Genomic DNA, 23369 nt, shown 5'->3' on the forward strand with positions numbered 1-23369 from the left:
CGCCCCCGCCGCGGCGCGTACCCCGGCGCACACCGACGCGCGCACTCCGACGCGCACCCCGATGCGCCGGTTGGCCGGGACGCTGGACCGGCGCCCCGGTCTGCGGCTCGCGGCGCTGCTGGCGGCGCCGATGACCTGGCTGGTGCTGGCGTACCTCGGCTCGCTGGCGATCCTCCTGCTGTCCGCGTTCTGGACCACCAACGCGTTCACCTCCGCCGTCGAACAGCGCTGGACCGTCGACAACTTCCGGTCGCTGCTGACCGATCCGCAGTACCGGACGGTCGCCGTGCGCACGCTGGGCATCGCGGTGTCGGTGACCGTGATCGACGCGGTGGCCGCCCTCCCGATGGCCTTCTTCATCGCCCGGGTGGCCCGGCCCGGGAGCCGACGCCTGCTGCTGGTGGCGGTGCTGACGCCGCTGTGGGCCGGCTACCTGGTCAAGGCCTACGCCTGGTGGGTGATGCTCAGCCGCGGCGGTGTCCTGGACTGGGTCGCCGCCCCCTTCGGCGGGCACTCCCCCGGTTTCGGCGTTCCGGCGGTGGTCATGGTGCTCGCGTACCTGTGGCTGCCCTACATGGTGCTGCCGCTGTGCACCGCGTTCGGGCAGCTGCCCGACAGCCTGCTCGCCGCGGCGGCGGACCTCGGCGCCGGCCCCTGGCGGACCCTGCGCACGGTGGTGCTGCCGCTGGCCAGGCCGGCGCTCATCGCCGGGTCGGTCTTCACCTTCTCGCTGAGCCTGGGCGACTACCTGACGGTGCAGATCGTCGGCGGCACCACGTCCATGCTCGGCAACGTCATCGCGTCCAACGTGACGCTGAACCTGCCCCTGGCGGCCGCGGTGTCCTGCGTCCCGGTGCTGCTGATCGTGGGCTATCTGCTCGCCGTGCGCCGCACCGGCGCGCTGGACAGTCTGTGAGGCCGAGGCCCTGATGCAACTCTCCCGCGGTGCCCGGATCCTGCTCCGGACGGCGACGGCCCTGGGGTTCGCCGTCATCTACGCCCCGCTGCTGCTGGTCCTGGTGAACTCCTTCAACGCCTCGCGCTCCTTCGCCTGGCCGCCGTCCGGCTTCAGCACCCGCTGGTGGACGGCCGCCTGGCAGGAGACCGGGCTGCGCGAGGCGCTGGCCACGTCGCTGAAGGCCGGGCTCGGCGCGACCGCGGTGGCGCTGGTGCTGGGCACCATGGCGGCCTTCGCCGCGACCCGGTACCGGTTCTTCGGCCGGCAGTCGGTCTCCTTCCTGCTGATCCTGCCGATCGCCCTGCCCGGCATCGTCACCGGCATCGCGCTCAACGCCGCGTTCCGCACCGTGCTGACCCCGCTCGGGGTGGGCTTCGGCCTGTTCACCGTGGTCGTCGGGCACGCCACCTTCTGCATCGTGGTGGTGTTCAACAACGTGTCGGCGCGGCTGCGGCGCATCGCGCCGTCGGTCGAGGAGGCGTCGGCGGACCTCGGGGCGGACACCTTCCAGACCTTCTGGTACGTCACGCTGCCGGCCGTGCGCAGCGCGCTGCTCGCCGGGGCGCTGCTGGCCTTCGCGCTCTCCTTCGACGAGATCGTGGTGACCACCTTCACCGCGGGCCCCGGCACCCGGACGCTCCCGCTGTGGATCTTCGAGAATCTGGCCCGGCCCAACCAGGGCCCGGTGGTGGACGTCGTGGCCTCGGTGCTGATCGTCCTGGCGGTCGTGCCGGTCTACCTGGCGCAGCGCCTGTCCGGCGAGCCGCTGGAGGGGCGCGGCCTCTGAGTCGGCGCCGCCGAGGAGAGGCACCGTTGACATCGCCGTATCCTGGATTACGCAGGCTGCCTGCGGGTGTCGGAGGCCCTCCCCCGACGGCCACCGGCCCTGTTCACCGTGCCACGGCGCTGTTCGCGCTTCCGCGGCAGCGTGCACGTCTTCGAGACGAAGCGCTCAGGAGTGACCATGCTGACTGGCATCAGGTTCCCCTCGCAGGAGATCGGTTCGGATCGTGCGGTCATCCGCGATTGGGCCCTGCAAGCGGCCGGGACCGGCTTCTCCTACCTCGTGGTGAACGACCACGTGGTGGGGGTGGACCCGGACTCGCGGCCCGACTACGGCGCCCGGTTCCCGGGCGGCGCGCAACGGACGGCGGCGGCCTACTCGATCAACACCGCGTTCCACGAGCCGCTCACCACCATCGCCCATCTCTCGGCCCTCTGCCCGGACCTCGGCTTCTCCACCGGCGTCCTGGTCTGCCCACAGCGGCAGACGGCGCTCGTCGCCAAGCAGGCCGCACAGGCCGACATCCTCAGCGGCGGCCGGCTGCGGCTCGGGATCGGCGTGGGCTGGAACCCGGTCGAGTACGAGGCGATGGGCGCCGTCGACGGGGCACGGGCGACAGAACGGCATCCGGAAGCCGGACCGGTGCCGCTACGACCCGCTCGGCCCTGCGGGCGGGCGACGCCGCCACGCGGGCGCGCGGCCACCCGCCGGGAGGCGGCCGTGGGGGTCGCCGCCGGGTGCCGGGGCCGCGCCGGATTCCGGCGGCGCGGCCCCGCTCAGAACGAGCACGCTACGGCAGCTGTACCGGGGTGAAGGTGCCGGCCGGGGTGTCGGCGAGGGCGCCGTTCATGGCGTCGCGCCAGATCGGGCCGGCCAGGGTGCCGCCGAAGGCCTGGCCCACGACCGTGCCGCCGATGCGCTGGCCGTCCAGGGGCTTGGGGTTGTCGGTATCGCTGACGACGGTGGCGCCGGCCATCTCGGGGGTGTAGCCGACGAACCAGACCTGGCGGCTCGCGTCGGTGGTCCCGGTCTTGCCGGCGCTGTCGCGGCTGCTGAGGCCGGCGGTCTGGCCGGTGCCGTCCTCGACGACGCCCTTGAGCATCGCGGTGACGGTGTCGGCGGTGGTGGTCGACATCACGGCGGAGCAGTTCGCCTGCGGCACCGCGAGCTGCTTGCCGTCGGGGCCGGTCACCGAGGCGATGGCGGTCGGCGCGCAGTAGGTGCCGTGGGCGGCGAAGGCCGCGTAGACGCCGGCCATCTCCAGCGGGGTCAGGTCGTTGCTGCCGAGCGTCATCGACGGGACGACCTGGAGCTTCTCGCCGCCCGCCTGCTGGGTGATGCCGAGCTCGTTGGTCATCCGGGCGACGTTGCACAGCCCGGCGTCGCCCTCCAGCTTGGCGAAGTAGGTGTTGACCGACTGTGCCATGGCCGTCTTCATGTCGAACTGGCCGGTGAGGCTCTGGCTGTCGTTGTGCACCTGCCCGGCCGAGGGGAACCGGCCGCCGGAGCAGTCCGTCATCGCCGGCCACGGGATGCTGTAGTCGGTGGTGTAGCTCTGGCTCGGCGAGATGCCGTTCTCCAGGGCCGCCGCGGCGACGATCGGTTTGAACGTCGAGCCGGTCGGGAAGCCGAGCCCGCCGCCCATGGCCTTGCCGACGTTGTAGTTGATCTGGGTCTGGTGCTGCTTGCCGTCGACGCCGTACGGGCGGCTCTGGCCCATCGCGAGGATCTTGCCGGTGCCCGGCTCGACGATGCTCATCGCGGTCGCCGCCTGGTCGCCGGCGTTCACGTGGGCGGTGACGGAGGCGTAGAGCGAGGCCTGGGCCTTGGGGTCGAGCGTGGTGTGGATCTGGAGGCCGCCGCGCTTCCACACCGCCTGCCGTTCGGCCGCCGACTTGCCGAAGGCCGGATCGGTGAGCACCGTCTGGCGCACGTAGTCGCAGAAGAAGCCCTCGCCCTGCTTGGCCAGGATGCAGCCCTGCTGCGGCGCCTGGACGTTGAGCCCGAGCGGGGTCGCGATGGCCTGCTGGGCCTGCTCCTTGGTGATGTGCCCGTACTCGGCCATCTTGCGCAGCACGGTGTCGCGCCGGTCCTTCGCCGCGGTCGGGTTGACCGTCGGGTCGTAGCCGGTGGGCGACTGCACCAGGCCGGCGAGCAGCGCGGCCTGCGGCAGGGTGAGGTCCTTGGCGTGCACGCCGAAGTAGCGCCGCGCTGCCGACTCGATGCCGTAGGCCTTCTCCCCGAAGAAGGTGATGTTCAGGTAGTTGGTGAGGATCTGGTCCTTGCTCAGGGTCTCCTCGACCTTGATCGCGTACTTCAGTTCCTGGATCTTGCGGCCGATCGTCTGGCGCTGCGCCTCGGCCACCTTCTGCGGGTCGTCACCCGCCTCGTCGACGAAGACGTTCTTCACGTACTGCTGGGTCAGGGTGGACGCGCCCTGCGCGGTGCCGCCGGAGGTGGCGTTCTTGTCCAGGGCGCGCAGCACGCCCTTGAGGTCGATCGCGCCGTGCTCGTAGAAGCGGTTGTCCTCGATGTCGACGAGTGCGGTCTTCACCAGCGGGGACATCTGGTCCGCCGGGACGACGGTGCGGTCGCGGTCGTACACGGTGGCGATCGTGCCGCCCTGCGCGTCGAGGATCGTCGAGGCCTGTGAGAGCGCCGGGGTCTTGAAGTCGTCGGGCAGGCTCTGGAAGTCGTCGGCCGCCGACTGGGCGCCGAGCCCGGCGGCCGCCACCGCGGGCAGGGCTATGCCCGCCGCCACGACCCCGGCGATCACGCTCACCCCGATCAGCCGCGTTCCGTGCCCCAGTTTCCGCATCTCCATCGCCTCCCGCTTCTCCGCCATGTCGTGCGCGACCTTACGTGCGCGTCATGAGGAACTCCTTGGGAGGCGGGCCCCGCCGTGTCACAGCCGCGCGACAACCTGCCGCGCCACCGCCCCCTCGCTCCCGGCGCCGCCGGCAGACCCGGCCGCGCCTTGATCACCTGGACCCGGAGGTGAGAAGTCTCGGAACACCCCGTGCAGCTTGAGCGAACTCCCCGTAGCCCGTCATTTCAGACGGCAGAATTGACACTTCCTGCCGTATGCGCCCGAGAGTGCAAGGGCGGTCTTTCCGAAGCCGGCCGCCCCCGGGGGAGGCTCCCGCGAAACCCGGGGTGAAATATTCGCCCATGGCGGGCCGGAGCCTGCTAGAGTCGTTTTAGTTGCAGTAGTGGTTCCCATGAACTTTGTGTGCGCCTGCTGATGTTTCGCAGGCGCATTTTTGTTTCCCGGCTCTTCCCCGGGTGGGTGCTCATCGCGGCGACTCGGAGCCTGCATGGTGCGGGCTTCGGACAGCCCCTTGAAGGAGATTTTTTTATGGCTAATGGCACTGTGAAGTGGTTCAACGCGGAAAAGGGCTTCGGCTTCATCGAGCAGGAGGGTGGCGGCCCGGACGTCTTCGCCCACTACTCGAACATCAACGCCAACGGCTTCCGTGAGCTGCTCGAGGGCCAGAAGGTCGAGTTCGACGTCACGCAGGGTCAGAAGGGCCCGCAGGCCGAGAACATTCGTCCGCTGTAGTTTTTCTGCCACGGCACCCGCCTAGCAGCGAGGGGCCCGCACCGCGTACATGTTGCCCGGTGCGGGCCTCTCGGCATTTGCGTCACGACGCATTCCCGGCCGTTCAGGCCCCCTGGCTCCGCCACCGGCGGCCATCCCCACGCGAGACGCACAGCGCCGCGTCCGGATCGGCGCCCTGCCGTGACAGCTCACGGTTCGAGGTCGTTCGCTCCCACCCCTCTCGGTGAGCGCCGACCGTAGGTGACGTGCCGCACGGTTCTACCGTCCACGCCCCGCCCGTCACACTTCCGGCCCGTTCCCTTGCGGTCTCCGTCGGCGCCCCGCGCCACGGGGCCTTCCTCGTGACGCGCCGCCCTGAGGAAGGTTTCCACGTGAACCGCTCCAGTCGCTCCTCGTACCAGAACGCCAACTCCCGCTCCGCCGCCGGCTCCCGCTCCGGCGCCAGCTCCGGTTCCCGCTCCGGCTCCGGCGGCAGCTCCTTCTACGGCTCCCGTCCGGCCGGCGGCCGGCGCCCCTCCGATCGAGGCCGCCGCCAGGACTCCTCCCCGCAGGGCGAGTTCGCGATGCCGGTGAGCACCACCCCGGCGCTGCCGGCCGTCGAGTCCTTCGACGAACTGGACATGCCAGCGGCCCTGTTGAAGACGCTGACCCGCCAGGGCGTCACCTCGCCGTTCCCCATCCAGGCCGCGACGCTGCCCAACTCGCTGGCCGGCCGCGACGTCCTCGGCCGGGGCCGCACCGGCTCCGGCAAGACCATCGCCTTCGGTCTCGCCGTCCTGGCCCGCACCGCCGGGCAGCGGGCCGAACCCCGCCGCCCGCTGGCCCTGGTGCTGGTCCCGACCCGCGAGCTCGCGCAGCAGGTCACCGAGGCGCTCACCCCCTACGCGCACTCGGTGCGGCTGCGGATGGCGACCGTGGTCGGCGGGATGTCGATCGGCCGCCAGGCGCAGGTGCTGAACCGCGGGGCGGAGGTCGTGGTGGCCACCCCCGGCCGGCTCAAGGACCTGATCCAGCGCGGCGACTGCCAGCTGGACGGGGTCGGCGTCACCGTCCTCGACGAGGCCGACCAGATGGCCGACATGGGCTTCCTGCCCCAGGTCACCGAGCTCCTCGAACAGGTCGCCGAAGGCGGCCAGACCATGCTGTTCTCCGCCACCCTGGACCGCAACGTCGACCGCCTCGTACGGCAGTTCCTGAACGACCCGGTCACCCACTCGGTGGACCCGTCCGCGGCGGCGGTCAGCACCATGGAGCACCACGTGCTGCACGTGCAGAACCACGACAAGAACGCCACGATCGCCCACATCGCCTCACGCGACGGCGGGGTGATCATGTTCACCGACACCCGGGACCGTGCCGACGCGCTGGTCGAGGACCTGCTCGCCAACGGGGTCAAGGCCGCGGCCCTGCACGGCGGCAAGTCCCAGCCCCAGCGCAACCGCACCCTGGAGCAGTTCCGCACCGGCCAGGTCACCGCGCTGATCGCCACCAACGTCGCCGCCCGGGGCATCCACGTCGACGGCCTCGACCTGGTCGTCAACCTGGACCCGCCGAGCGACCACAAGGACTACCTCCACCGGGGCGGCCGCACCGCCCGGGCCGGCGAGTCCGGCACCGTCGTCACCCTCGTCCTGCCCAGCCAGCGCCGCCAGATGGCCCGCATGATGACCACCGCCGGCATCACCCCCGTCACCACCAGGGTCCTCGCCGGCGACGAGGACCTGACCCTCATCACCGGCGCCCGCGTCCCCACCGGCGTGCCCGTCGTCATCGCCGACCCCGTCGTCGAGCGTCCGCGCCGCAGCGCGGCCGCGAACCGCGGCCGCCGCGGACGCCCCGCCTCCACCGGCAGCGACACCCGCGCGGCCTCCGGCCGCGACAACCAGGGCTCCTCCGGCCGCCGCCGGGCGCCCAGGCGCGTCGCCCTCGCCGCGTAGCACCCCGGCGCGGGCCCCGGTGCGCACCGGGCCCGCGCGGCCCTCCCAGGCCCTCCCAGGCTCTCCCAGGCCCTCCGAGGCACGCCACCCGGTTTCCACGACCACTGCACCCGGAAGCCGGAACCGGCCCCAGGCCCCCGGCCCCCACTCGCCCCTCCGCCAGTGCCCCGATCACCGCCGACCCCGGCGGAAGCGACACGAAGGAGTCCGCCCATGACCATCGCCCTCGACCACCCCGCAAGCACCGCCACGGTCGGCGACCTCATGAAACACCCGGAACTGCAGATCAGCGACGATGTCATGGTCGACACCGCGATGGACATCCTGCAGAGCTCCGGCACCGACCACCTGCTCGTCCGCGACGACGACGGCCGCTGCGCCGGGCTGCTGACCCGCCTGCACCTCGCGCCGTTCCAGGCCCGTTCCTGGTACACCGAGCGCACCCCGGTGCGCGACATCGTCCTCGACCGCGCCCCCTTCGCCACCACCGACATGCCCGCCACCACGGCGGCCGCCGCCATGCGCTCCCGCGGCCTGGACGCGTGGCCGGTGGTGGACCACGACGGCCGCGTCATCGGCCTGCTCAGCCTCTAGACACGATCCCCTGGACGATCCTCATCAGGCGCTCCCCCGCCCGGTCGACGCTTCCGTTCTGCGCGCAGACCTGTGCCCCTTCGAGCACGAAGCTGATCTCGGCCGCGGTCTGCGCCGGGTCGGGCGGCCGGGCCTCGGCGCACATGGCGACCAGCCTGCGCAGCTGGCGGGCCTTGTGCTCCTCGATCACCTGCCGCGCCGGGTCGGAGCGGTCGGGCAGTTCGGCGACGGAGTTGATGCTCGCTGCGGATCGGCGTCCTCGCCCAGGCGTGGGGAGGACGCCGGACCACCGCACCGGTGGCCGACGCCCTCTCCCGAACCGTGCGCCTGCTCGAATCCCTCGGACACCAGGTGGAGGAGGCCGGGGTCGGCCTCGGGGGCGGCTGGGAGGAGTTCGTCCTGGCCAACGCCCGTCTGATGGCGGCGAATCTCACCGCCATGGTCGGCTGGATCGACCGCCTCCTCGACCGCTCGCCGTTCACCGCGGCGTTCAACGTGGCGGGCACGCCCGCCACGTCCGTACCGCTGACGGCCGACACCGAGACGGGACTGCCGATCGGCATGCAGTTCGCCGCCGGGTACGGCCGCGAAGGCCGCCTCTTCCGCCTCGCCGGGCAACTCGAACAAGCGAGCCCGTGGTCGCACCGCACGCCCTCCGTGTGGGCGGGGAACGCCCCGGGCCGCTGACGAACGCCTCTGGGGGAGCCGGGTCGTACGACTGCGCAGGAATCGGCTCAGACGAGCACGACCCGGCGCCCCCGCGTGTGGCCGGCGTGGCTGTCGATGTGCGCCGCCGCGGCCTCGGCGAGCGTGTACGACTTCTCGACCGGGATGTGGAGCCTGCCCCGCGCGATGAGGTCGACGGCCTCGGCGAGCGCCTCCGGCATGCTCCCGGCCACGCCGGAGAACCGGACGCCGAACTGCGGCGCCGAGAGATCGGCGATGGAGATCACCTTCTGCGGATCCCCCGTCAGCTCGACGAGTTCGCGGATCACGCCCGAACCGGCCAGGTCGAGCGCCGCGTCGACCTGGCCGAGTTGCCGCACCCGCTCGACCCAGCCCTCGCCGTACGTCGTGGCGGCGGCACCCAGGCTGCGCAGGTAGTCCTGGTTCGCGGCCCCGGCCGTGCCGATCACCGTGATGCCGCGGTCGCGGGCGATCTGCAGCACCGCCGAGCCGACTCCGCCGGACGCGCCACTGGCCAGCAGCGTCTGCCCGGGCCGCACGCCGACCTGACGGATGATGCGCAGCGCGGTCTCCACCACGGAGGGATAGCCGGCCGCCTCTTCGAACGTCAGCCCTTCGGGCATCCGGGCCCAGGCCGACAGCACGGCGAACTCGGCGTAGGTGCTCAAGCCCTCGCCGAACACGTGGTCGCCGGCCTCGATCCCCTCGACGCCCTCGCCGACCTCGTCCACCACCCCCGAGGCGTCCTGCCCGACGCCGGAGGGCAACTCGATCGGATGGGCCTGGAGGAACTGGCCTTCGCGGATCCTCCAGTCGACGGGGTTGACGCCCGCCGCCCGTACGGCGATGCGGATCTGACCGGGGCCCGGGTCGGGCCGCTCGGCGTCGACGAGCTGCAGAACGTTCGGCCCGCCGAACTCGGCGAAGCTCACCTTCTTCATGTTCTTCATGCGGCCGACCGTAGCACTAACGGTTAGTGTTTAGAAACTGTTCCACCTTCGTATCTGCTAGCGTGAGGGCATGACCGTGCCGCCCGGACGCCGCGAACGCAAGAAGGCCGCGACCCGCGAGAAGATCGCCGACGCCGCCCTGCGGCTCTTCCTGGAACGCGGGTACGACGCGGTGGGAATCCGGGACGTGGCCGCCGAAGCCGACGTGGCCGTCACCACGCTCTTCTCCCACTTCGCCTCGAAAGAGGCCCTGGTGTTCGAGCGGGACGACGACTTCGAGCAACGCCTCACCCGAGCGGCCACCACCCGGGCGCCGCACGAGCCGCTCATCCCCGCGCTGCGCCACGAGATCCACGCCCTGGTGCGCCATTGCACGGCGGACGCCGCCGCCCCGATCTGGCGCATGATCGAGGAATCCCCTGCCCTGCGGGAGTACGAGGAGTCGATGAGGCTGCGCCACGCGGACTCGCTGGCCACGGCCATCGCCACCGACCTCGGCCTGCCGCAGACCACGACGGCCTGCCGGGCGATCGCGAGGTTCGCGATCGACGCCTACACGCTGGCCCGCGAGGCGGCCGATCCGGAGGCCGCGGTGGACGAGATCTTCCGGATGATCGAGGCGGCCTGGGAGGTCACCGACCCTGCTCGACGCGCGTGAAACGTCGCGGAGCAGCCCCACAACCGCGCTGAAGGCCCCTTCGACAACTCGAAGGGGCCTTCGGAGGAGCCTTCTTGTCTGCAACACATCTACGGCGGTTATTTGTGTTCAGGATCCGGGGCTGCAAGGGTGTTGCACCATGAGGATCACGATCACCGTGGAGAATCCGACCCCCGAGGCGCTGGAGAAGCTGCTCGCCTTCGCCACCATGCCGGACGCCGTCGTGACGGCGCTGCCCGACGACCGCTGGACACCGGAGCGGGCCCGCTCGTACTACGACCGCCTGCCGCCCCGGGCGCAGCAGATCCTGCTTCAGGTCGTCGAAGGCGACGGCGAGTGTGCCGCAGAGGAGCTGAAGGCGAACGGCCGCAGCCTGCGGGGGTCCACCGGCGCGTTCCGCCGCGTCCTCTCCGAGGGCAAGCGGACCGGCCTCTGGCCGGACGCCCTGCCCGTGCCGCTGGTGTCCCACGTCGTCGGCGGGCAGCTCAAGAAGCTCGAAATGCCCGGATTCGGCACCGACCAGTACCCCCACTCGGCCTTCGAGGAGGGATTGCGTGACGCCCCGGCCCGCGATCGCTGATCGCCCGGGAAGCCACTCATGTGCACACCCCCACCAGTCAGTTGTCGCTGTTGACGTTGGCGAGGGCGGCGCTGTAGCCCGTGGGACAGTACAGGATGTCGGAGCCGTCGCCGGTGTGCCAGCGGCCGTTGACCGTCTGCCGGATGCCCTTGACGCTGTCGCTTTCACAGATCAGGACGAGTTGCCAGTGGTTCTTCGGGGCGCTGGTCTGGCAGTTGACGGAGCCCCAGTTCTGGCCCTGGTTGGTGACGCAGTAGGAGATCGCCGAGGCTGACGGCGCGGCGATCAGCCCCGCCCCCATGAACAGTGCCGCTCCGGTGCCGATGGCTGCGATTCGACGCATGACCTTCTCCTTGCCGTAGATCCGACAGCATGTGCGGTCAGCATTCCGAAGATGTGAATGCGCGTATACATGAACAGCACAACTGGCCGAAACCGGACCCTTCCGCTTCGGTTCGGTGGCGCGCCGACCTGCAGTGCAGGTGAGGGCCTGCGGTGCAGATGAGGGTGTGGGGAGGGCGTAGCAGTCTGGTGACATAGCAGGGTCTGTTTCGTCGACTGCTCGCACTAACTTCGTTCCCGTACGCAGCCACGTTGCTCCTGGTCCCCGCAGGAGGGGCCATAGGCAACTCGCTGTTCCTCACCCGTACTTCGCTCAGGAGCACCGCATGTCGACCTTAACGAACCGCCGCTCGTCCGCCGCCCGCACGCTGGCCGGTTCCGCCCTGGCGGCCGCCCTGCTGGTGTCCACCGCGACAGCTTGCTCCAGCCCGTCCCCCGCGAACCAGACCGCCGCGCAGGGCACCACCCCGCCGGCCGCTGCGCCCAGTGCTCCCACCACTCCCGACGCCACCGCGCCGGCCAGCACGCCGGCCGCGCCCCCCGCGCCCGGAACCGCCCCACCGGCTGCCACGCCCACCGCGCGCCACACCACCACGCCGCCGGCCGCCCCGCCCAAGGGGACGTCCCCGGTCCGCACCCAGAAGCTGGTGGACGGCAGCACGGCCGAGATCCGCGCGACCGGCAACCAGAACTACGTCGCCAAGATCGTCAACAACGGTACGGAATACGGCACGCTGGAGACGCACGACTCCGACGCCGGGGTCGACTTCAACGACATGTTCATCGTGCTCTCGATGGACGGCACGGCCCACTCCTGGATGGGCGGCGGACACCAGGGGCCGGGCACGTTCAAGCTCGCGGGCGGCTGGACGGCCAAGGTCACGAAGATCGGCGAACTCCACTACCGCGCGCAGATCCTCGGCAACGACGGCGCGGTGAACGGCACGCTGGAGGCGAACCAGCAGGACGCCGGAGCCGTCGCCAACGGCGTGTACATGGTGCTCAGCACCGGCGGTGAGATCAGCGCCAACATGTGAACATGACAAGGTCGTGCTATGAATGCCCAGGAACCCGCCGGCGGGCCGCCGGCGGAAACCTCCGGGGCCGCCCGGCCAGCCGAACGAGTGAAGCCCGCGGCGGCCGCTCCCCGCGCGGCCCCGCCACCCACGCCGGCGCCAGCAGCAGGCTCGCAGCCTGCCTGACGACCGCGCTCGAACAGGCTCTCGCCGCCCGTGCGCTGGGCTCCGCTGCCCTGCCGACCGCCGTTCGCGACCGGCCGGAGGGCGTACCCGCCGCGGCGGCGCGGTGCTCGAAAACTCCCCGTTCGACCCGGGCGCGCCCGGAGGTGACCTACTTGAACCCCACGTTCGAACAGCGTCATCATCTGTCCCCTGCCGACCACACGGCCACCCCAACTCAGCTTCCCTGAGGCCGGTTTGGACTGCCCCGGCGCGCCGGCAGGAGGAGCGTCCCGTCGCCCCCGCTCAACAGCCCCGTCGGCCCGAGTGAACGAGGAGTCCGCGCAGTGATCGATTTCGAGGTGCTGACCGCACTGGCCGCCCACGGGGGCATCGAGCGGATCGGCGTCGGCGTGGTGCTCCGCGACGCCTCCGGCCGGATCCTGCTGATCCGCCGGGCCGCGCACGACGCCCTTCCCGGCCCGTGGGAGTACCCGGGCGGCGGCCGGGAGGACGGCGAGGGGATCGAGGCGGGCGCGGCCCGGGAACTGGCCGAGCAGACCGGACTCGCCGGGCTGCCGCTGGAGTACGCGCGGAGCCTGGACCTCACCGACCGGAACGGCCGGCGGGTACGGCAGTTCGTGTTCACCACCGTCGTGCCCGACGGCACCCCGGTCACGCTGTCGGCCGAGCACGACGACCAGCAATGGGCCCGTCCCGACCAGCTGCCGCAGACCGGCGACGGAGAGCGCGAGGTGATCAGGTGGCTCACCCGTCGCCTGGCGATCCCGGGCTGGCGACCGGTCGGCGGCTACCTCACCACCATCGCGCGGCCCACGGTCTACGGGTGCTTCCTCGTCACCGACCCGGACGGCCGCGTCCTCGGGATGCGCTCGACCATCAACCCGACCGTGTGGAACCTCCCCGGCGGCAACGTCGAACACGGCGAGACCCCGTTCGACACGGCGCTGCGCGAGGCCCAGGAGGAACTCGGCCTCGACCTCGCCGCGGAGAACCCCGAGGTGATCGCCCGGCGGCGCCTGGTCGCGGTCGTCCACGAGCAGGCCGGCACGGAGTACCCGGTGCCGGTGTGCGGATACGTCTTCGACGGCGGCGTCCTGACCCGGGAGCAGCAGACCCGCATCCGGCTCGACCCGGCCGAGCACACCGAGTGGCGCTTCGAGACCGCCCACGACTGGGACGCCCTGATGCCACCGGACCGCTACCAGCGGCTCCTCCAGGTACTGCGCGCCCACCGCTGCGGCACCCCGCTGTACCTGGAACGCCCTTCCCCGGAGGACGAGTTCGAAGGAATCATGGTCCTCGTCACCGACCGGCACGGCCGCCTGCTGATGCACCACCGCGACGACAAGCCGGGCATCGCCTGGCCGGGCTACTGGACCCCCATCGGCGGCTGGCGCGAGGGCGACGAGACCCCGCAGGAGAACGCGGCGCGCGAGGTCCGCGAGGAAGCCGGCATCGAGATCACGGGGCTCCGGATCCTGCCCGGCCCGCACCACGAACTGGTCTCCCCGCTCACCCGCGTCCTGCACGCCGCCTGGGACGGCCCGGAGACGGACCTCCGGCTCGGCGACGAGGGCCTGGCCGTCCGCATGGTCCCCCTGGCCGAGGTGCTCGACCTCAAGGTCCCGCCCTACCTCCAGCACTACCTGCCCCTGCTGGCCGGCGGGACCGACGGGACCGACCAGCCTGCGAGGAGGACCTCGTGAACCAGCCCTGGCGCAGCGAAACCAGCCGGTCGGGCCGCCCGGCCCCGTCGGAACCGACCGGCTGAGGATGGCCGGCCGCCACCGCCGCCCGCCCGAGCCGCAGCTGCCGGCCGACACCGATGCCCGGCTGCGGGCCATCGCCGACCAGCAGCCCGTCGTGGAGGAAGGCATCGTCACCTTCCCCGCCAGCCCCGTCCCATACGCCTACCGCACCGTGCACCGGCCCGACGGCGGCACCGACCAGCACCTCGTCCGCCTCGACCTGCCCCGTCGACCACCCGGGTGACCGGCTCGGCAGCCGATGTTCCTGACGATCCGTCACCACGGGTGGGCCGCAGTCCAGCACCAGGCCCCACCCCCGCCCCGAACGTCTACCTCTGGCCGACCCGCTGTCGGCCGGTTCGCCGGGAGGCGGCCACGACGGAGAAGGCGTACTCCCGCATCCGGAGCTCGTAGGCACGTACGCCGTCCACGAGCGGCGTGCCGGAGGCCGCGGCCCCGGCCAGGGTCCGCGTCAGCTCGGCGGCGTCGCGGATCGCGGTGTTCGCGCCCATCGCCAGCACCGGGCTCATGGCGTGGATCGCGTCCCCGAGCAGGGTGACGGGGCCCGGCTCCCACGACGGTACGGGGCTCGCCGTGGAGATGCGCAGCGGGAACAGCGAGCCGGTCTCCCAGCGGTCCAGGAGGCGGTGCACATCGGGGTGCCAGTCGTCGCCCACCAGGCGTCCGGCCAGCTCGCGCAGGGCGGGGCCGTCGAGACCGCGCAGCGCTTCGAACGAGGGCATGGCGGGGTGGTCCGCCGGCGCTCCCACCAGGCAGGCGACGTAGTCGCCGACGGGGGTGAGGGGGACGGGCGGCGTGTGTGCCGGGCCGGCGGCACCGGGAGGGCGGGTGAACCGCACGGGCCCGAAGCCGACGTGCGGACTTCCCGGCCCACCGGTCACCACGGTGAAGATGCTGTCGAACACCCACGGCGGCAGTGCGGCCGCGGCCCCGGCGGCCGCTGCGCCCGTCTCCGCCTCTCCGACCTCTCCGGCCTCCCCCGCATCTCCAACCCCGGTTTCCGGCGCATCCAGCGGGATCCTGCCGTAGATCAGCCGCAGTCCGGCGTCCTCGACCCGGGCGTGCGGCAGCAGCTGCCGGCGTACCGCCGATCCGACCCCGTCCGCGCCGACCAGGAGGTCGGCGCTCGCGCTGCGGCCGTCGGCGAACCGCACGGTGACCGTTCCGTCCTGCTCCTTCTCCCAACTCAGCAGTTCCGCGCCGTAGCGCACGGTGTCCGCCAGGCCGGAGAGCAGGATCTGGCGCAGCGTCGGCCGGTTGAACGCGTACGAGCGGTACGGGCGAGCGGTGCCGTCGGTGGGACCGGGGTCGGGCGCGGTGGGCCGGTCCGCGAGCGTGCCCAGGTGGCGGTCACGGACGGAGACCCGGGCGGGCGGCGAGGCCGCGGTCGCCAGGCCCAGCCGGAAGAGGTGCTCCGGCAGGCAGCGTTCCAGGCCCGCGAGCCCGGGTTCGTCGAGCTGGACGCGGTAGCCCTGCGGCCTCGCGTCCGGGTGGTGGTCCCGCTCGTACACGGCGACGTCGAAGCCGCGGGCGCGCAGCCCGTGGGCGAGGGTGAGGCCGCCGAGTCCGGCGCCGGCGATGATGACACGGTGCTGGTGCACAGTCTTCTGCCTTCGTTGTGGTCACGAAGGAAGCACTGGGGTTCCGCGAAGGGAACAAACACCGCGAGGGCGCCGCTCAGAAACACCATTCAGGAGCGATTTTTCGCGCATTCCGTTGAATCTGGACCCAGAGTAGCAGTGAGCCGCCGGGTGGAGGGGATCCACTGGCGTTCCGGTCCGGGGAGGGTGGCCCCCGGGCGTCGCGCGGCGGGGTGCCGACCCGCCGCGCGAAACAGCCCGCGCGGACTTGTGGCGCGCAGGTCCTTCGGTTCCTGCCGCTGGCCCCGCCCCGTCGCGGGCCGCCGCCAGGCTGCTGCGGGTGCGCCGACGGCCACCTCGGCGCACCGTGGACCTATGGCCCTCGTCGGGCCGCCGGGGCCTGCCGACGCCTGGGTCCGCTTGGGCCGCGAAGAGCCGGTGGAGCCGCCAGGCCCCGCCCCGCAGGGTGCTTCGGACGTGCTCGGCGCCCTCGGGCCGAACGCCGCCCTGCCCATCAACGTCGGCAGTCGGCCGGGCACACCTCGTATGCGTCGCCGGGGCGACGGACCGGACCACCGACCGATCACGCGAATGTCTCGAAAGGGAAATCCGCCATGTCCTACCCAATAGCTCACTACTGGGGCGAATCGGGCGAGAATACGGCAAATCTCCGGTTCGGCGCCACCGCGCCGGACGTGTTGATCGGCGCGGGGGGAACAAGCGTCCACTACCTGGTCGACACGCCCTCCGCGAACAAGACGTTCGGCCTGTACCGATTGGACATGGGACCCCGACCGACAGGCCCCGCTCCACATTTCCACCGGACCATGTCCGAGTCCTTCTTCGTCCTGTCCGGGATCATGCGCCTGTACGACGGTGAACGATGGATCGACGCCGAGGCGGGTGACTTCCTGCACGTGCCGGAGGGCGCCGTGCACGGCTTCCGCAACGAGTCCCACGAACCGGCCTCGATGCTGATGCTCTTCGTGCCGGGCGTGCCACGTGAATCGTTCTTCGAGGAGATCTCGGAGATCGCGGCCCAAAAACGCCCGATGAGCGACGCGGAATGGGCGGAACTCTACGGCCGGCATGACCACTACCTGGCCTGACCGGCCCGTCCGGCCAGGGATCGGCTCGGGCAGGGAGACCCTGGACCGGGCCCGGGCGGTAGGGCCGGCAGCCTGCGGCCTGCGGCTGTTCCCCACCCTCGGGACGGGCGCGGCCGGTGTCAGCCGAAGTGCCGGACGGTCGCCGGATCGGCGGGTTCGTAGGGGTGCCACTGGTCCGCGGCGGGACGGCCGGTGGCGACGAAGGCGGCGATCGCGCGGGAGAAGGTGCCGCCGAGCGAGCGGACGGCGGCGGTGGCCTCGCCGAGCATGGGGCTGTCGGGGTAGGCGTCGAAGGTGTCGAAGAAGAAGGGGAGTTCGACGCAGTGCGCGGCGCCCAGGCCTGCGGGGTCGGGTACCGGGACGTGGTCGAACCGGTAGACGTAGGTCGGGTTTCCGGCCGCGGCGTGGCGGTCGGCGATGGCCAGGGTGTCGTCACGGAAGACGAGCCCGGTCTCGAACTCGGTGAGGATGTCGGCCGGGGTCGCGTTCGGCCGCCGGGCCGCGATGCGGTCGTACCGCTCGTCGCCGCCGTCGGCCCGGCCGGCCGCGATCGAGCGGGCCCGGTCGGCGGTGATCTCCCGGATGCGGGGGGCGAAGGCGAAGAAGGAGGCCATCTCGTTCCTGGTGGTGCCGGTCAGCAGGCCTTTGCCGTCGAGGCGTCCGTCGACCAGCGCCTGCTGCCACGTCGCGGGGATCCCGGAGGCGCCGAGGACGGGGTACATGGGCGGGGCGACGTTGCCCGGGCGGGCGGCCTCCCGGGAGAGCTGCTGGTAGGCGGCCAGGAGCCGGTCGGCCGGGACGGCGCACAGCGCGGCACCCCGGTCCCGGGTGCCGTCCGGGCCGAGGATGCCGAGGATGCCGAGGAAGCGCCGGGCGTGGTCGCCCGCCTCCTCGGGGTCCTGCGGGGCGAGCCCGAAGGGACCGCTCTGGGCGATGACCCGGTTGACGAGCGCGCCGGTGGTCGGGGAGACGGCGAGGTAGAGGGCGGAGAACGCCCCGGCGGACTGGCCGCCGACGGTGAGGCTGCCGGGGTCGCCGCCGAAGGCCGCGATGTTGCGCCGCACCCAGGCGAGGACGGCGGCCTGGTCCTGCACTCCGAGGTTCTCGATGCCGAGGTCCGGCAGGTAGAGGTAGCCGAGCGGGCCGAGGCGGTAGTTGGCGGTGACGACGACGGCCCGGCCGGCGGCGGCCAGGTGCCGGCCGTCGTACCAGTCCCAGCCGCCGGACCCGCTGGTGAACCCGCCGCCGTGGAACCACACCAGGACGGGCAGGGCGCCCGGGGCGGACCCGTCCGCAGGCGGACGAGGGGTCCACACGTTCAGCGTGAGGCAGCCGTCCTCGTCCCAGTCGGGGGTGCGTGGCCCCATGACGGCTTCGAGCCGGGAGGGGCTCTGCGGGACGGACGGGCCCGGGCGGTCGGCGTCCCGGACGCCCGACCAGGCTGGGTGCGGCACGGGGGCGGCGAAGCGCCGCTCGCCCACGGGCGAAGCAGCGTAGGGGATGCCGCGGAACGCGGCGACGCCGTCCTCGACGGTGCCTCGGACGCTGCCCGACTCGATGGTCACGACGGGGCTCTCGCTCAGGGTCATCGGTGTCGCCTTCCTTGCAGACGTGGGACGGCTCCGGTCTATCGCTATCGCCGTGAGATGGGAAGACGCGAGGTTCGGCTCTCTCTGCGCGTCTACGGCACCTGTCGAACTCGGCCGTAGGCGATGCATATCGGCCACGATCGCATCGTTCCGTCACCAGCTGCGCACGCGCCATCGCCGACGCCCTCACCGTCAACGGGCTCCTGACCGCCAACGGGGACCTCGATGCCTGGTAGCGGCCGAACAGCGAGCACAAGGCTCCCGGCCCTGGTCCTCAGCGCCGGCCTGGGCGGGCCAAGAAGCCGCGTTCGTGCAGCGGGGGCATGCGGCGGCGTTCGCGGGTCGTTTCGTCGAAGTCGTCGAGGAAGTCGTGCAACTGCTCCGCCACGCGGGTCAGGGAGGGTAATGCGAACAGGACCGGCTGGTAGCCGGCCACTTGGTAGGGCAGGCGAACGAGCTCGGCGAGGTTCCAGGGGCGGATGTCGGCCCGGGTGAAACGACGAAGCTCGCCGTAGGAGGAGAGCAGGGCTGCCCCGTACGCCTTGGGGCGGCCGCCTTCGAGGACGAGGCCGTATTCGAGGGTGAACCAGTAGACGCGGCTGATCAGGTCCAGCGCGTCCCGGGAGCGGACGCGGGTGGCGGCCCGGCCCACCGTGCGGTACAGGTCCGCAAAGAACGGGTCCGCGAGGTGGATGCCGTGGCCGAACACGTCGTGCATCACGTCCGGCTCCGGCGTGTACAGGGGCATCGCGGGATGCCGCACGTACTGCACCGCGTGGAAGTAGCCGTCCGCCATGGCACCCAGGAAGCGCTCGTTGGGCACGATCCCTCCGGCCAGGGTGAAACGGAAGCCCGTCAGCGCCTGCAGCCGGTCCGAGACTTCCTCGTGCTGCGGCACGCCGCCGTGGGCATGCACCGGCGCAACCTCCCTGGCCCGCAGGACCTGCTCGCAGGCACCTCGTGTCTGGGCGCTCCAGACCGCGGCGCGGACGGTGCGCCAGGTGGCGTTCTCGGCCTCGGTGTAGCGCACCCGGGGCGAGGGATCCCCCACCCGGTGGCCCTCGGCTCGGGCCGCGATCGCATTCCTGCGCCGCACGTAGGCGCCGTCCGCGAGACCGGGGTGCTCCCCGGCCGCTCCCAGCCGCGCACCCCGGGCGTCCAGCGGCGTCCTGTCCGTCCAGTCGAGATCGACCACGAGTACCGTCCTGTGTCCGCCCGCACCCCGACCGACGATCGGTCGGCCGCTGCTCATCCTCACCGGTGACCACCACCGCGCACCAGCACCCGCGCACCGCAGCAGCCGAAGGGCCGGTCCGCGGACGGCAGGCCGTCGGCGAGCTGTCGGTGCTGGGGCCGGGGCCGGGTTGTCGGAAAACCTCTCCTCCCGGGACCGATGAGTTCGGGCGGTGGCGGCGGTCATACCTGGGAAAGCAACGACAGCCGACCGGGGAGACCTGAGATGTCCAGCACCGCCACCGCCACCGCCACTGCTACCGCCGCTACCAACGCCACCGCCGCCACCGCCGTCGCCACGAAGTCCGGCAAGGCCGTGGTCCGGGTGGTCTGGACGCTGCGGATCCTGCTGGCGCTCTTCTTCGCCGTGGCCAGCGCGCTGCCCAAGCTGCTCGCGGTCCCCGCCGCCACGACCGTCTTCGACGCCATGGGTGTGGGCCACTGGTTCATGTACCTGACCGGGCTGGTGGAGCTGGCCGGAGCGGTCGGGCTGCTGGTCCACCGACTGGCCGGGCCGGCAGCCACGGCGCTGATCGTCTTCCTGGTGTTCGCGTTCGTCACCCAGCTCACCGCGATGCACGGCGAGAACGCCGGGACCCCGTTCATCTTCATGGTGCCGCTGGCCGTCATCGCCTGGAACCGGCGCGCCGAGACCGCCGAACTGCTCGGCCGCCGACGCTGACCAGTGCAGCGGCCGGTTCGGATGGGCGTCGCCGTGACACCCGTCCGAACCGCGACGCCCATCCGAACGGCTGCGCTGCGTGCGCGGTGGTGCGGCCGATTCTGTCGGCGGTCAGCCTTCGTGGACCGACTGCCCGGCGGTGGGAAGGGCTTCGCCCGTCTCCAGCAGTGTCTTGAGGCTGGAGAGGATGGCCGGCCAGCCCTGGCTGCACATCGAGCGCAAGGTCCCGGCAGGGTCGAAGTCGTCGTGGGTGACGGTCAGCTTCACCTGGTTGCCGTGCGGCACCAGCTCGAAGGTGACCTTCGAGCGGCGTTCCGCGGCCAGTTCCGCGCGCAGTTCCTCGCCGACACCGACCGTCCGGGCCCACTGCGGGCTGAAGGTGTGCCAGGTGTAGGAGAGCCGCCGGTACGGCTCGTGGACGAGTACGACCTGCTCCGGGTCGGCGGTCCGTACGCCGCGCTCGGCCCAGACGACGGGTGAGCCCTCGGCCCAGTCGGTCTCAAGGCGCACGCCCCAGTAGCGCTCGGTGAAGGCGGGGTCGGTGAGCGCCTGCCAGAGCCGCTCGGGTGTGGTGTTGATGTACGTCGTGTAGACGAAGGCGTTGTTGTCCATGGGTGGCTGCTCCAGTGCTCTCTTCAGATCGGCGAGCACGGCGGCCCGCCCGCGGTCGAACTGGCTGATCCAGCGGTCCGCGATGGCGTTGATCGGAGCGGCGTTCAGGTAGTGCAGCTTCTCGCGGCCCTGCCGCACGGTGGTCACCAGCTCGGCGGCCTCCAGCAGGGCGAGGTGCTTGCTGACCGACTGCCGGGCCATGTCCAACCCGGCGCACAGCTCCCGCAGGCTCTGCCCGTTGTGGGCGCGCAGGCGGTCCAGCAGCCGGCGGCGGCTGGGGTCGGCCAGGGCCTTGAATATCTCGTCCATCCGACGCCATCCCCCATCAGGCAGCCGAACGGCTGCCTTTTCACATCAGGCAGCTGCTTGGCTGCCTGTCAACGGCGATGCCCGGCACACCGGCGCCGCGCTGGCCGGCGAGCCGACCGGCCAGCCCGCCGCCGCCCCAGCGGGGATGGCCTCGTCCCGGATCAGCGGGCCGGTTCCGCCCCGGAGCGGGTCCGGGCGGTGCCCAGCAGCGCGCGGACGGCCGCCCGGACGCGGTCGTCCGCTGCGGCGGGATCAGCGGCGTCGAGCTTTCCGTCGAGGTGGAGGAAGGCCAGGCCGTGGACCAGCGCCCACACGGCGGCGGACATCGCCTCACGGTCGGTACCGGGGAAGGTGTCGCCGACGATTCCGCCGACGTAGTCCCACATCGCCGCGGTCGCCGCGGCCCGTTCCGCGTCCGCGGGGTCGCAGGGTTCGGCGAACATCACCCGGAACAGCGCGGGCCGGTCGACGGCGAAGCGGACGTAGGCGGCGGCGACGGCGGCGAGGTCCTCGGGCTCGCGCGGAGCGGGGTGCGCGGCGACGAGGCGCTCGGCGAGTTCGCGGTACCCCTGCGCGGCGACGGCGGAGAGCAGCGCCTCGCGGTCGGCGAAGTGACGGTAGGGGGCGGTCGCCGAGACGCCGGCCCGGCGGGCGACGGCACGCAGCGACAGTGCCGCGCTGCCGTCCTCCTCCAGGAGGTCACGGGCTGCGCGCAGGCAGGCGGCCCGCAGGTCGCCGTGGTGGTACGAGCCGGTCTGCTGTGGCATGGGTCACCCTCGCTCATGTTTGCACTGCTTACATCACCGTCCTAATGTGAACAGTGCAAACATTCTAGTCCAGGGCGAGGAGACCCCCATGGCGGACGACCTGTTCACGACACTGCGGCTGGATTCGGGCGCGGTTCTGCCCAACCGGATCGCGAAGGCGGCCATGGAGGAGAACCTGGCCGGCGACGGCCAACTGCCCGACCAGCGGCTGTTCGACCTCTACCGCAACTGGTCCGCGGGTGGCAGCGGCCTCCTGATCACCGGCAACGTCATGGTCCACGCCGAGGCGCTCACCGGCCCGGGCGGCGTCGTCCTCGATGCCGCCGCACCCCTGGAACCCTTCACCGAGTGGGCCCGGGCCGCCAAGTCCGGCGGCGCCGCGGTGTGGATGCAGATCAACCACCCGGGCCGCCAAGTGCCCTCCGGCCTGCCCGGCGTGGTCTGGGGCCCCTCCGACGTCAGCGTCGACCTCGGTCGGCACAGCGGCCGCTTCGGCCGCCCCACCACCATGACTCCCGATCAGATCACCACCACCGTCGAGCGTTTCGCCACCACCGCCCGCCGCGCCGCCCAGGCCGGCTTCGACGGCGTGGAGATCCACGCCGCCCACGGCTACCTGCTCTCGCAGTTCCTCTCCCCGCTCGTGAACACCCGTACCGACGCCTGGGGCGGCTCACCGGCCAACCGCGCCCGGATGCTGCTGGACGTGGTGCGGGCCGTCCGCTCCGCCGTACCACCCCAGTTCGCCGTCGCCGTGAAAATCAACTCCGCCGACTTCCAGCGCGGCGGCTTCGACGCCGACGACGCCCGGCAGGTGATCGCCATGCTCGCTCCCCTCGGTGTCGACCTGGTCGAACTCTCCGGCGGCAGCTACGAGAGCCCCGCGATGACCGGCCGCCCCGCCGACCAGCGCACCCGCTCCCGCGAGGCCTACTTCCTCGACCTGGCCGCCGACCTGGTCCGCACCAGCCCGCTCCCGCTCATGCTCACCGGCGGCATCACCCGCCGCGAGACCGCCGAACAGGTCCTCGCGGACGGCGTCGCGGTGATCGGCATGGGCACCGCCCTCGCTGTCACCCCCGACCTTCCCCTCCGCTGGGCCACCGGCGCCGAGGCCGACCGCGCCCTGCGCCCGGTGACCTGGTCCGACAAGGCACTCGCCTCCGCCGCCGGCATGGCCCAGGTCCGCCACCAGTTGCGCCGCCTTGCCTCCGGCCGGGCCCCCTCCCCCGGCACCCGCCCGGCCGTGGCCCTGCTCGTCGAACAGCTCCAGCAGCGCAAGGCCCTACGCCGCTACCGCGCCTGGCTGGACACCCGCCGGCCCGAAGCTGCGTAGCCGTCAGTGGGGGGGGACCCATTACCCCGGAAATGCAGAGAACCCCCATCCGGTTTCCCGGATGGGGGTTCTCTGTGAATGATTGTTCGGCGGCGTCCTACTCTCCCACAGGGTCCCCCCTGCAGTACC

Annotated in this window: 22 protein-coding genes and 2 pseudogenes; 15 read left to right on the plus strand and 9 right to left on the minus strand. The window is 72.0% G+C overall.

Annotation, left to right across the window (positions count from 1 at the left end; genetic code table 11):
- Positions 1–61 precede the first annotated feature (61 nt).
- The 3 genes from ACIO9K_RS32875 (at position 62) to ACIO9K_RS32885 (ending at position 2555) form a co-directional block, all read left to right on the plus strand.
- Positions 62–916 carry an ABC transporter permease gene (locus ACIO9K_RS32875; protein ID WP_400335301.1) on the plus strand — a complete coding sequence of 285 codons (855 nt, stop codon included), beginning with the start codon at positions 62–64 and terminating at the stop codon, positions 914–916.
- 13 nt (positions 917–929) lie between these two features.
- Positions 930–1745, plus strand: coding sequence for an ABC transporter permease (locus ACIO9K_RS32880; RefSeq protein WP_363583321.1), 816 nt, complete (start codon positions 930–932; stop codon positions 1743–1745).
- 177 nt (positions 1746–1922) lie between these two features.
- Positions 1923–2555: an LLM class flavin-dependent oxidoreductase gene (locus tag ACIO9K_RS32885; RefSeq protein WP_400335264.1), complete on the plus strand. Its 633-nt coding sequence runs from the start codon at positions 1923–1925 to the stop codon at positions 2553–2555.
- Here the strand turns inward: ACIO9K_RS32885 and ACIO9K_RS32890 are convergent.
- Positions 2533–4587: a transglycosylase domain-containing protein gene (locus ACIO9K_RS32890; protein ID WP_363619560.1), complete on the minus strand. Its 2055-nt coding sequence runs from the start codon at positions 4585–4587 to the stop codon at positions 2533–2535. The genes ACIO9K_RS32885 and ACIO9K_RS32890 overlap by 23 nt on opposite strands.
- 513 nt (positions 4588–5100) lie before the next feature.
- Between ACIO9K_RS32890 and ACIO9K_RS32895 the strand changes: the two genes are divergently transcribed.
- The 3 genes from ACIO9K_RS32895 (at position 5101) to ACIO9K_RS32905 (ending at position 7835) form a co-directional block, all read left to right on the plus strand.
- Entirely contained in the window at positions 5101–5304 is a 204-nt protein-coding gene (locus ACIO9K_RS32895; RefSeq protein WP_030918248.1) for a cold-shock protein, read from the plus strand.
- Between the two features lie 371 nt (positions 5305–5675).
- Positions 5676–7241, plus strand: coding sequence for a DEAD/DEAH box helicase (locus ACIO9K_RS32900; protein ID WP_363619558.1), 1566 nt, complete (start codon positions 5676–5678; stop codon positions 7239–7241).
- Between the two features lie 213 nt (positions 7242–7454).
- A complete protein-coding gene (locus ACIO9K_RS32905; protein WP_363619556.1) occupies positions 7455–7835 on the plus strand; it encodes a CBS domain-containing protein in 381 nt (126 codons plus the stop codon).
- Here the strand turns inward: ACIO9K_RS32905 and ACIO9K_RS32910 are convergent.
- Positions 7825–8079 (minus strand): annotated as a pseudogene (locus ACIO9K_RS32910) (TetR family transcriptional regulator); the annotation flags it as partial. The gene ACIO9K_RS32905 and the pseudogene ACIO9K_RS32910 overlap by 11 nt on opposite strands.
- Here ACIO9K_RS32910 and ACIO9K_RS32915 point away from each other — a divergent pair.
- Positions 8079–8522, plus strand: a pseudogene (locus ACIO9K_RS32915) (amidase family protein); the annotation flags it as partial. The pseudogenes ACIO9K_RS32910 and ACIO9K_RS32915 overlap by 1 nt on opposite strands.
- A 47-nt stretch (positions 8523–8569) precedes the next feature.
- Here the strand turns inward: ACIO9K_RS32915 and ACIO9K_RS32920 are convergent.
- On the minus strand, positions 8570–9463 hold the full coding sequence (locus tag ACIO9K_RS32920) for an NADP-dependent oxidoreductase (RefSeq protein WP_400335304.1): 894 nt from the start codon (positions 9461–9463) through the stop codon (positions 8570–8572).
- A gap of 79 nt (positions 9464–9542) precedes the next feature.
- On the opposite strand from ACIO9K_RS32920, the gene ACIO9K_RS32925 reads away from it, so the two are divergent.
- Both ACIO9K_RS32925 and ACIO9K_RS32930 read left to right on the plus strand, forming a co-directional pair.
- Complete coding sequence (locus tag ACIO9K_RS32925; RefSeq protein ID WP_400335268.1) at positions 9543–10130, plus strand: TetR/AcrR family transcriptional regulator; 588 nt, start codon at positions 9543–9545, stop codon at positions 10128–10130.
- A 139-nt stretch (positions 10131–10269) separates the two neighbouring features.
- Positions 10270–10710, plus strand: coding sequence for a hypothetical protein (locus ACIO9K_RS32930; protein ID WP_363619552.1), 441 nt, complete (start codon positions 10270–10272; stop codon positions 10708–10710).
- A gap of 37 nt (positions 10711–10747) precedes the next feature.
- Here ACIO9K_RS32930 and ACIO9K_RS32935 read toward each other — a convergent pair whose 3' ends face one another.
- The gene (locus ACIO9K_RS32935; RefSeq protein ID WP_400335270.1) at positions 10748–11053 is read right to left on the minus strand and encodes a hypothetical protein; all 306 of its coding nucleotides are present in this window, start codon (positions 11051–11053) and stop codon (positions 10748–10750) included.
- A gap of 325 nt (positions 11054–11378) precedes the next feature.
- Between ACIO9K_RS32935 and ACIO9K_RS32940 the strand changes: the two genes are divergently transcribed.
- The 3 genes from ACIO9K_RS32940 (at position 11379) to ACIO9K_RS32950 (ending at position 14246) form a co-directional block, all read left to right on the plus strand.
- Positions 11379–12089 carry a hypothetical protein gene (locus tag ACIO9K_RS32940; RefSeq protein WP_400335272.1) on the plus strand — a complete coding sequence of 237 codons (711 nt, stop codon included), beginning with the start codon at positions 11379–11381 and terminating at the stop codon, positions 12087–12089.
- A 488-nt stretch (positions 12090–12577) separates the two neighbouring features.
- Entirely contained in the window at positions 12578–13960 is a 1383-nt protein-coding gene (locus tag ACIO9K_RS32945; RefSeq protein ID WP_400335274.1) for an NUDIX domain-containing protein, read from the plus strand.
- Positions 13961–14027: 67 nt separating this feature from the next.
- A complete protein-coding gene (locus ACIO9K_RS32950) occupies positions 14028–14246 on the plus strand; it encodes a hypothetical protein (RefSeq protein WP_400335276.1) in 219 nt (72 codons plus the stop codon).
- An 85-nt stretch (positions 14247–14331) separates the two neighbouring features.
- Here the strand turns inward: ACIO9K_RS32950 and ACIO9K_RS32955 are convergent, their stop codons facing one another.
- Positions 14332–15624 (minus strand): FAD-dependent oxidoreductase, encoded by a 1293-nt coding sequence (locus ACIO9K_RS32955; RefSeq protein WP_400335278.1) that lies wholly within the window; start codon positions 15622–15624, stop codon positions 14332–14334.
- Positions 15625–16217: 593 nt separating this feature from the next.
- On the opposite strand from ACIO9K_RS32955, the gene ACIO9K_RS32960 reads away from it, so the two are divergent.
- Entirely contained in the window at positions 16218–16712 is a 495-nt protein-coding gene (locus ACIO9K_RS32960; RefSeq protein WP_400335280.1) for a cupin domain-containing protein, read from the plus strand.
- A gap of 119 nt (positions 16713–16831) precedes the next feature.
- On the opposite strand, the gene ACIO9K_RS32965 is transcribed toward ACIO9K_RS32960, so the two are convergent.
- Both ACIO9K_RS32965 and ACIO9K_RS32970 read right to left on the minus strand, forming a co-directional pair.
- The gene (locus tag ACIO9K_RS32965; protein WP_400335282.1) at positions 16832–18301 is read right to left on the minus strand and encodes a carboxylesterase/lipase family protein; all 1470 of its coding nucleotides are present in this window, start codon (positions 18299–18301) and stop codon (positions 16832–16834) included.
- Positions 18302–18575: 274 nt separating this feature from the next.
- Entirely contained in the window at positions 18576–19496 is a 921-nt protein-coding gene (locus tag ACIO9K_RS32970; RefSeq protein WP_400335285.1) for a phenylalanine 4-monooxygenase, read from the minus strand.
- A 264-nt stretch (positions 19497–19760) separates the two neighbouring features.
- Between ACIO9K_RS32970 and ACIO9K_RS32975 the strand changes: the two genes are divergently transcribed.
- Positions 19761–20216 (plus strand): DoxX family protein, encoded by a 456-nt coding sequence (locus ACIO9K_RS32975; RefSeq protein ID WP_400335287.1) that lies wholly within the window; start codon positions 19761–19763, stop codon positions 20214–20216.
- 111 nt (positions 20217–20327) lie between these two features.
- Here the strand turns inward: ACIO9K_RS32975 and ACIO9K_RS32980 are convergent, their stop codons facing one another.
- A complete protein-coding gene (locus ACIO9K_RS32980; RefSeq protein WP_400335289.1) occupies positions 20328–21137 on the minus strand; it encodes an ArsR/SmtB family transcription factor in 810 nt (269 codons plus the stop codon).
- Between the two features lie 161 nt (positions 21138–21298).
- The gene (locus tag ACIO9K_RS32985) at positions 21299–21904 is read right to left on the minus strand and encodes a TetR/AcrR family transcriptional regulator (RefSeq protein WP_400335292.1); all 606 of its coding nucleotides are present in this window, start codon (positions 21902–21904) and stop codon (positions 21299–21301) included.
- Positions 21905–21992: 88 nt separating this feature from the next.
- Between ACIO9K_RS32985 and ACIO9K_RS32990 the strand changes: the two genes are divergently transcribed.
- Positions 21993–23240, plus strand: coding sequence for an NADH:flavin oxidoreductase/NADH oxidase family protein (locus ACIO9K_RS32990; protein WP_400335294.1), 1248 nt, complete (start codon positions 21993–21995; stop codon positions 23238–23240).
- Positions 23241–23369 lie beyond the last annotated feature (129 nt).

It is taken from the genome of Kitasatospora sp. NPDC087271 (assembly GCF_044744605.1).
Taxonomy (GTDB): domain Bacteria; phylum Actinomycetota; class Actinomycetes; order Streptomycetales; family Streptomycetaceae; genus Kitasatospora.

Excerpts from the sequence above, each read along its gene's own strand:
- ACIO9K_RS32875 (WP_400335301.1), top strand. The coding sequence starts at position 62 with ATGCGCCGGTTGGCCGGGACGCTGGACCGGCGCCCCGGTCTGCGGCTC.
- ACIO9K_RS32880 (WP_363583321.1), top strand. The coding sequence starts at position 930 with ATGCAACTCTCCCGCGGTGCCCGGATCCTGCTCCGGACGGCGACGGCC.
- ACIO9K_RS32885 (WP_400335264.1), top strand. The coding sequence starts at position 1,923 with ATGCTGACTGGCATCAGGTTCCCCTCGCAGGAGATCGGTTCGGATCGT.
- ACIO9K_RS32890 (WP_363619560.1), bottom strand. The coding sequence starts at position 4,587 with ATGGCGGAGAAGCGGGAGGCGATGGAGATGCGGAAACTGGGGCACGGA.
- ACIO9K_RS32895 (WP_030918248.1), top strand. The coding sequence starts at position 5,101 with ATGGCTAATGGCACTGTGAAGTGGTTCAACGCGGAAAAGGGCTTCGGC.
- ACIO9K_RS32905 (WP_363619556.1), top strand. The coding sequence starts at position 7,455 with ATGACCATCGCCCTCGACCACCCCGCAAGCACCGCCACGGTCGGCGAC.
- ACIO9K_RS32920 (WP_400335304.1), bottom strand. The coding sequence starts at position 9,463 with ATGAAGAAGGTGAGCTTCGCCGAGTTCGGCGGGCCGAACGTTCTGCAG.
- ACIO9K_RS32925 (WP_400335268.1), top strand. The coding sequence starts at position 9,543 with ATGACCGTGCCGCCCGGACGCCGCGAACGCAAGAAGGCCGCGACCCGC.
- ACIO9K_RS32930 (WP_363619552.1), top strand. The coding sequence starts at position 10,270 with ATGAGGATCACGATCACCGTGGAGAATCCGACCCCCGAGGCGCTGGAG.
- ACIO9K_RS32935 (WP_400335270.1), bottom strand. The coding sequence starts at position 11,053 with ATGCGTCGAATCGCAGCCATCGGCACCGGAGCGGCACTGTTCATGGGG.
- ACIO9K_RS32940 (WP_400335272.1), top strand. The coding sequence starts at position 11,379 with ATGTCGACCTTAACGAACCGCCGCTCGTCCGCCGCCCGCACGCTGGCC.
- ACIO9K_RS32950 (WP_400335276.1), top strand. The coding sequence starts at position 14,028 with ATGGCCGGCCGCCACCGCCGCCCGCCCGAGCCGCAGCTGCCGGCCGAC.
- ACIO9K_RS32960 (WP_400335280.1), top strand. The coding sequence starts at position 16,218 with ATGTCCTACCCAATAGCTCACTACTGGGGCGAATCGGGCGAGAATACG.
- ACIO9K_RS32965 (WP_400335282.1), bottom strand. The coding sequence starts at position 18,301 with ATGACCCTGAGCGAGAGCCCCGTCGTGACCATCGAGTCGGGCAGCGTC.
- ACIO9K_RS32975 (WP_400335287.1), top strand. The coding sequence starts at position 19,761 with ATGTCCAGCACCGCCACCGCCACCGCCACTGCTACCGCCGCTACCAAC.
- ACIO9K_RS32980 (WP_400335289.1), bottom strand. The coding sequence starts at position 21,137 with ATGGACGAGATATTCAAGGCCCTGGCCGACCCCAGCCGCCGCCGGCTG.
- ACIO9K_RS32985 (WP_400335292.1), bottom strand. The coding sequence starts at position 21,904 with ATGCCACAGCAGACCGGCTCGTACCACCACGGCGACCTGCGGGCCGCC.
- ACIO9K_RS32990 (WP_400335294.1), top strand. The coding sequence starts at position 21,993 with ATGGCGGACGACCTGTTCACGACACTGCGGCTGGATTCGGGCGCGGTT.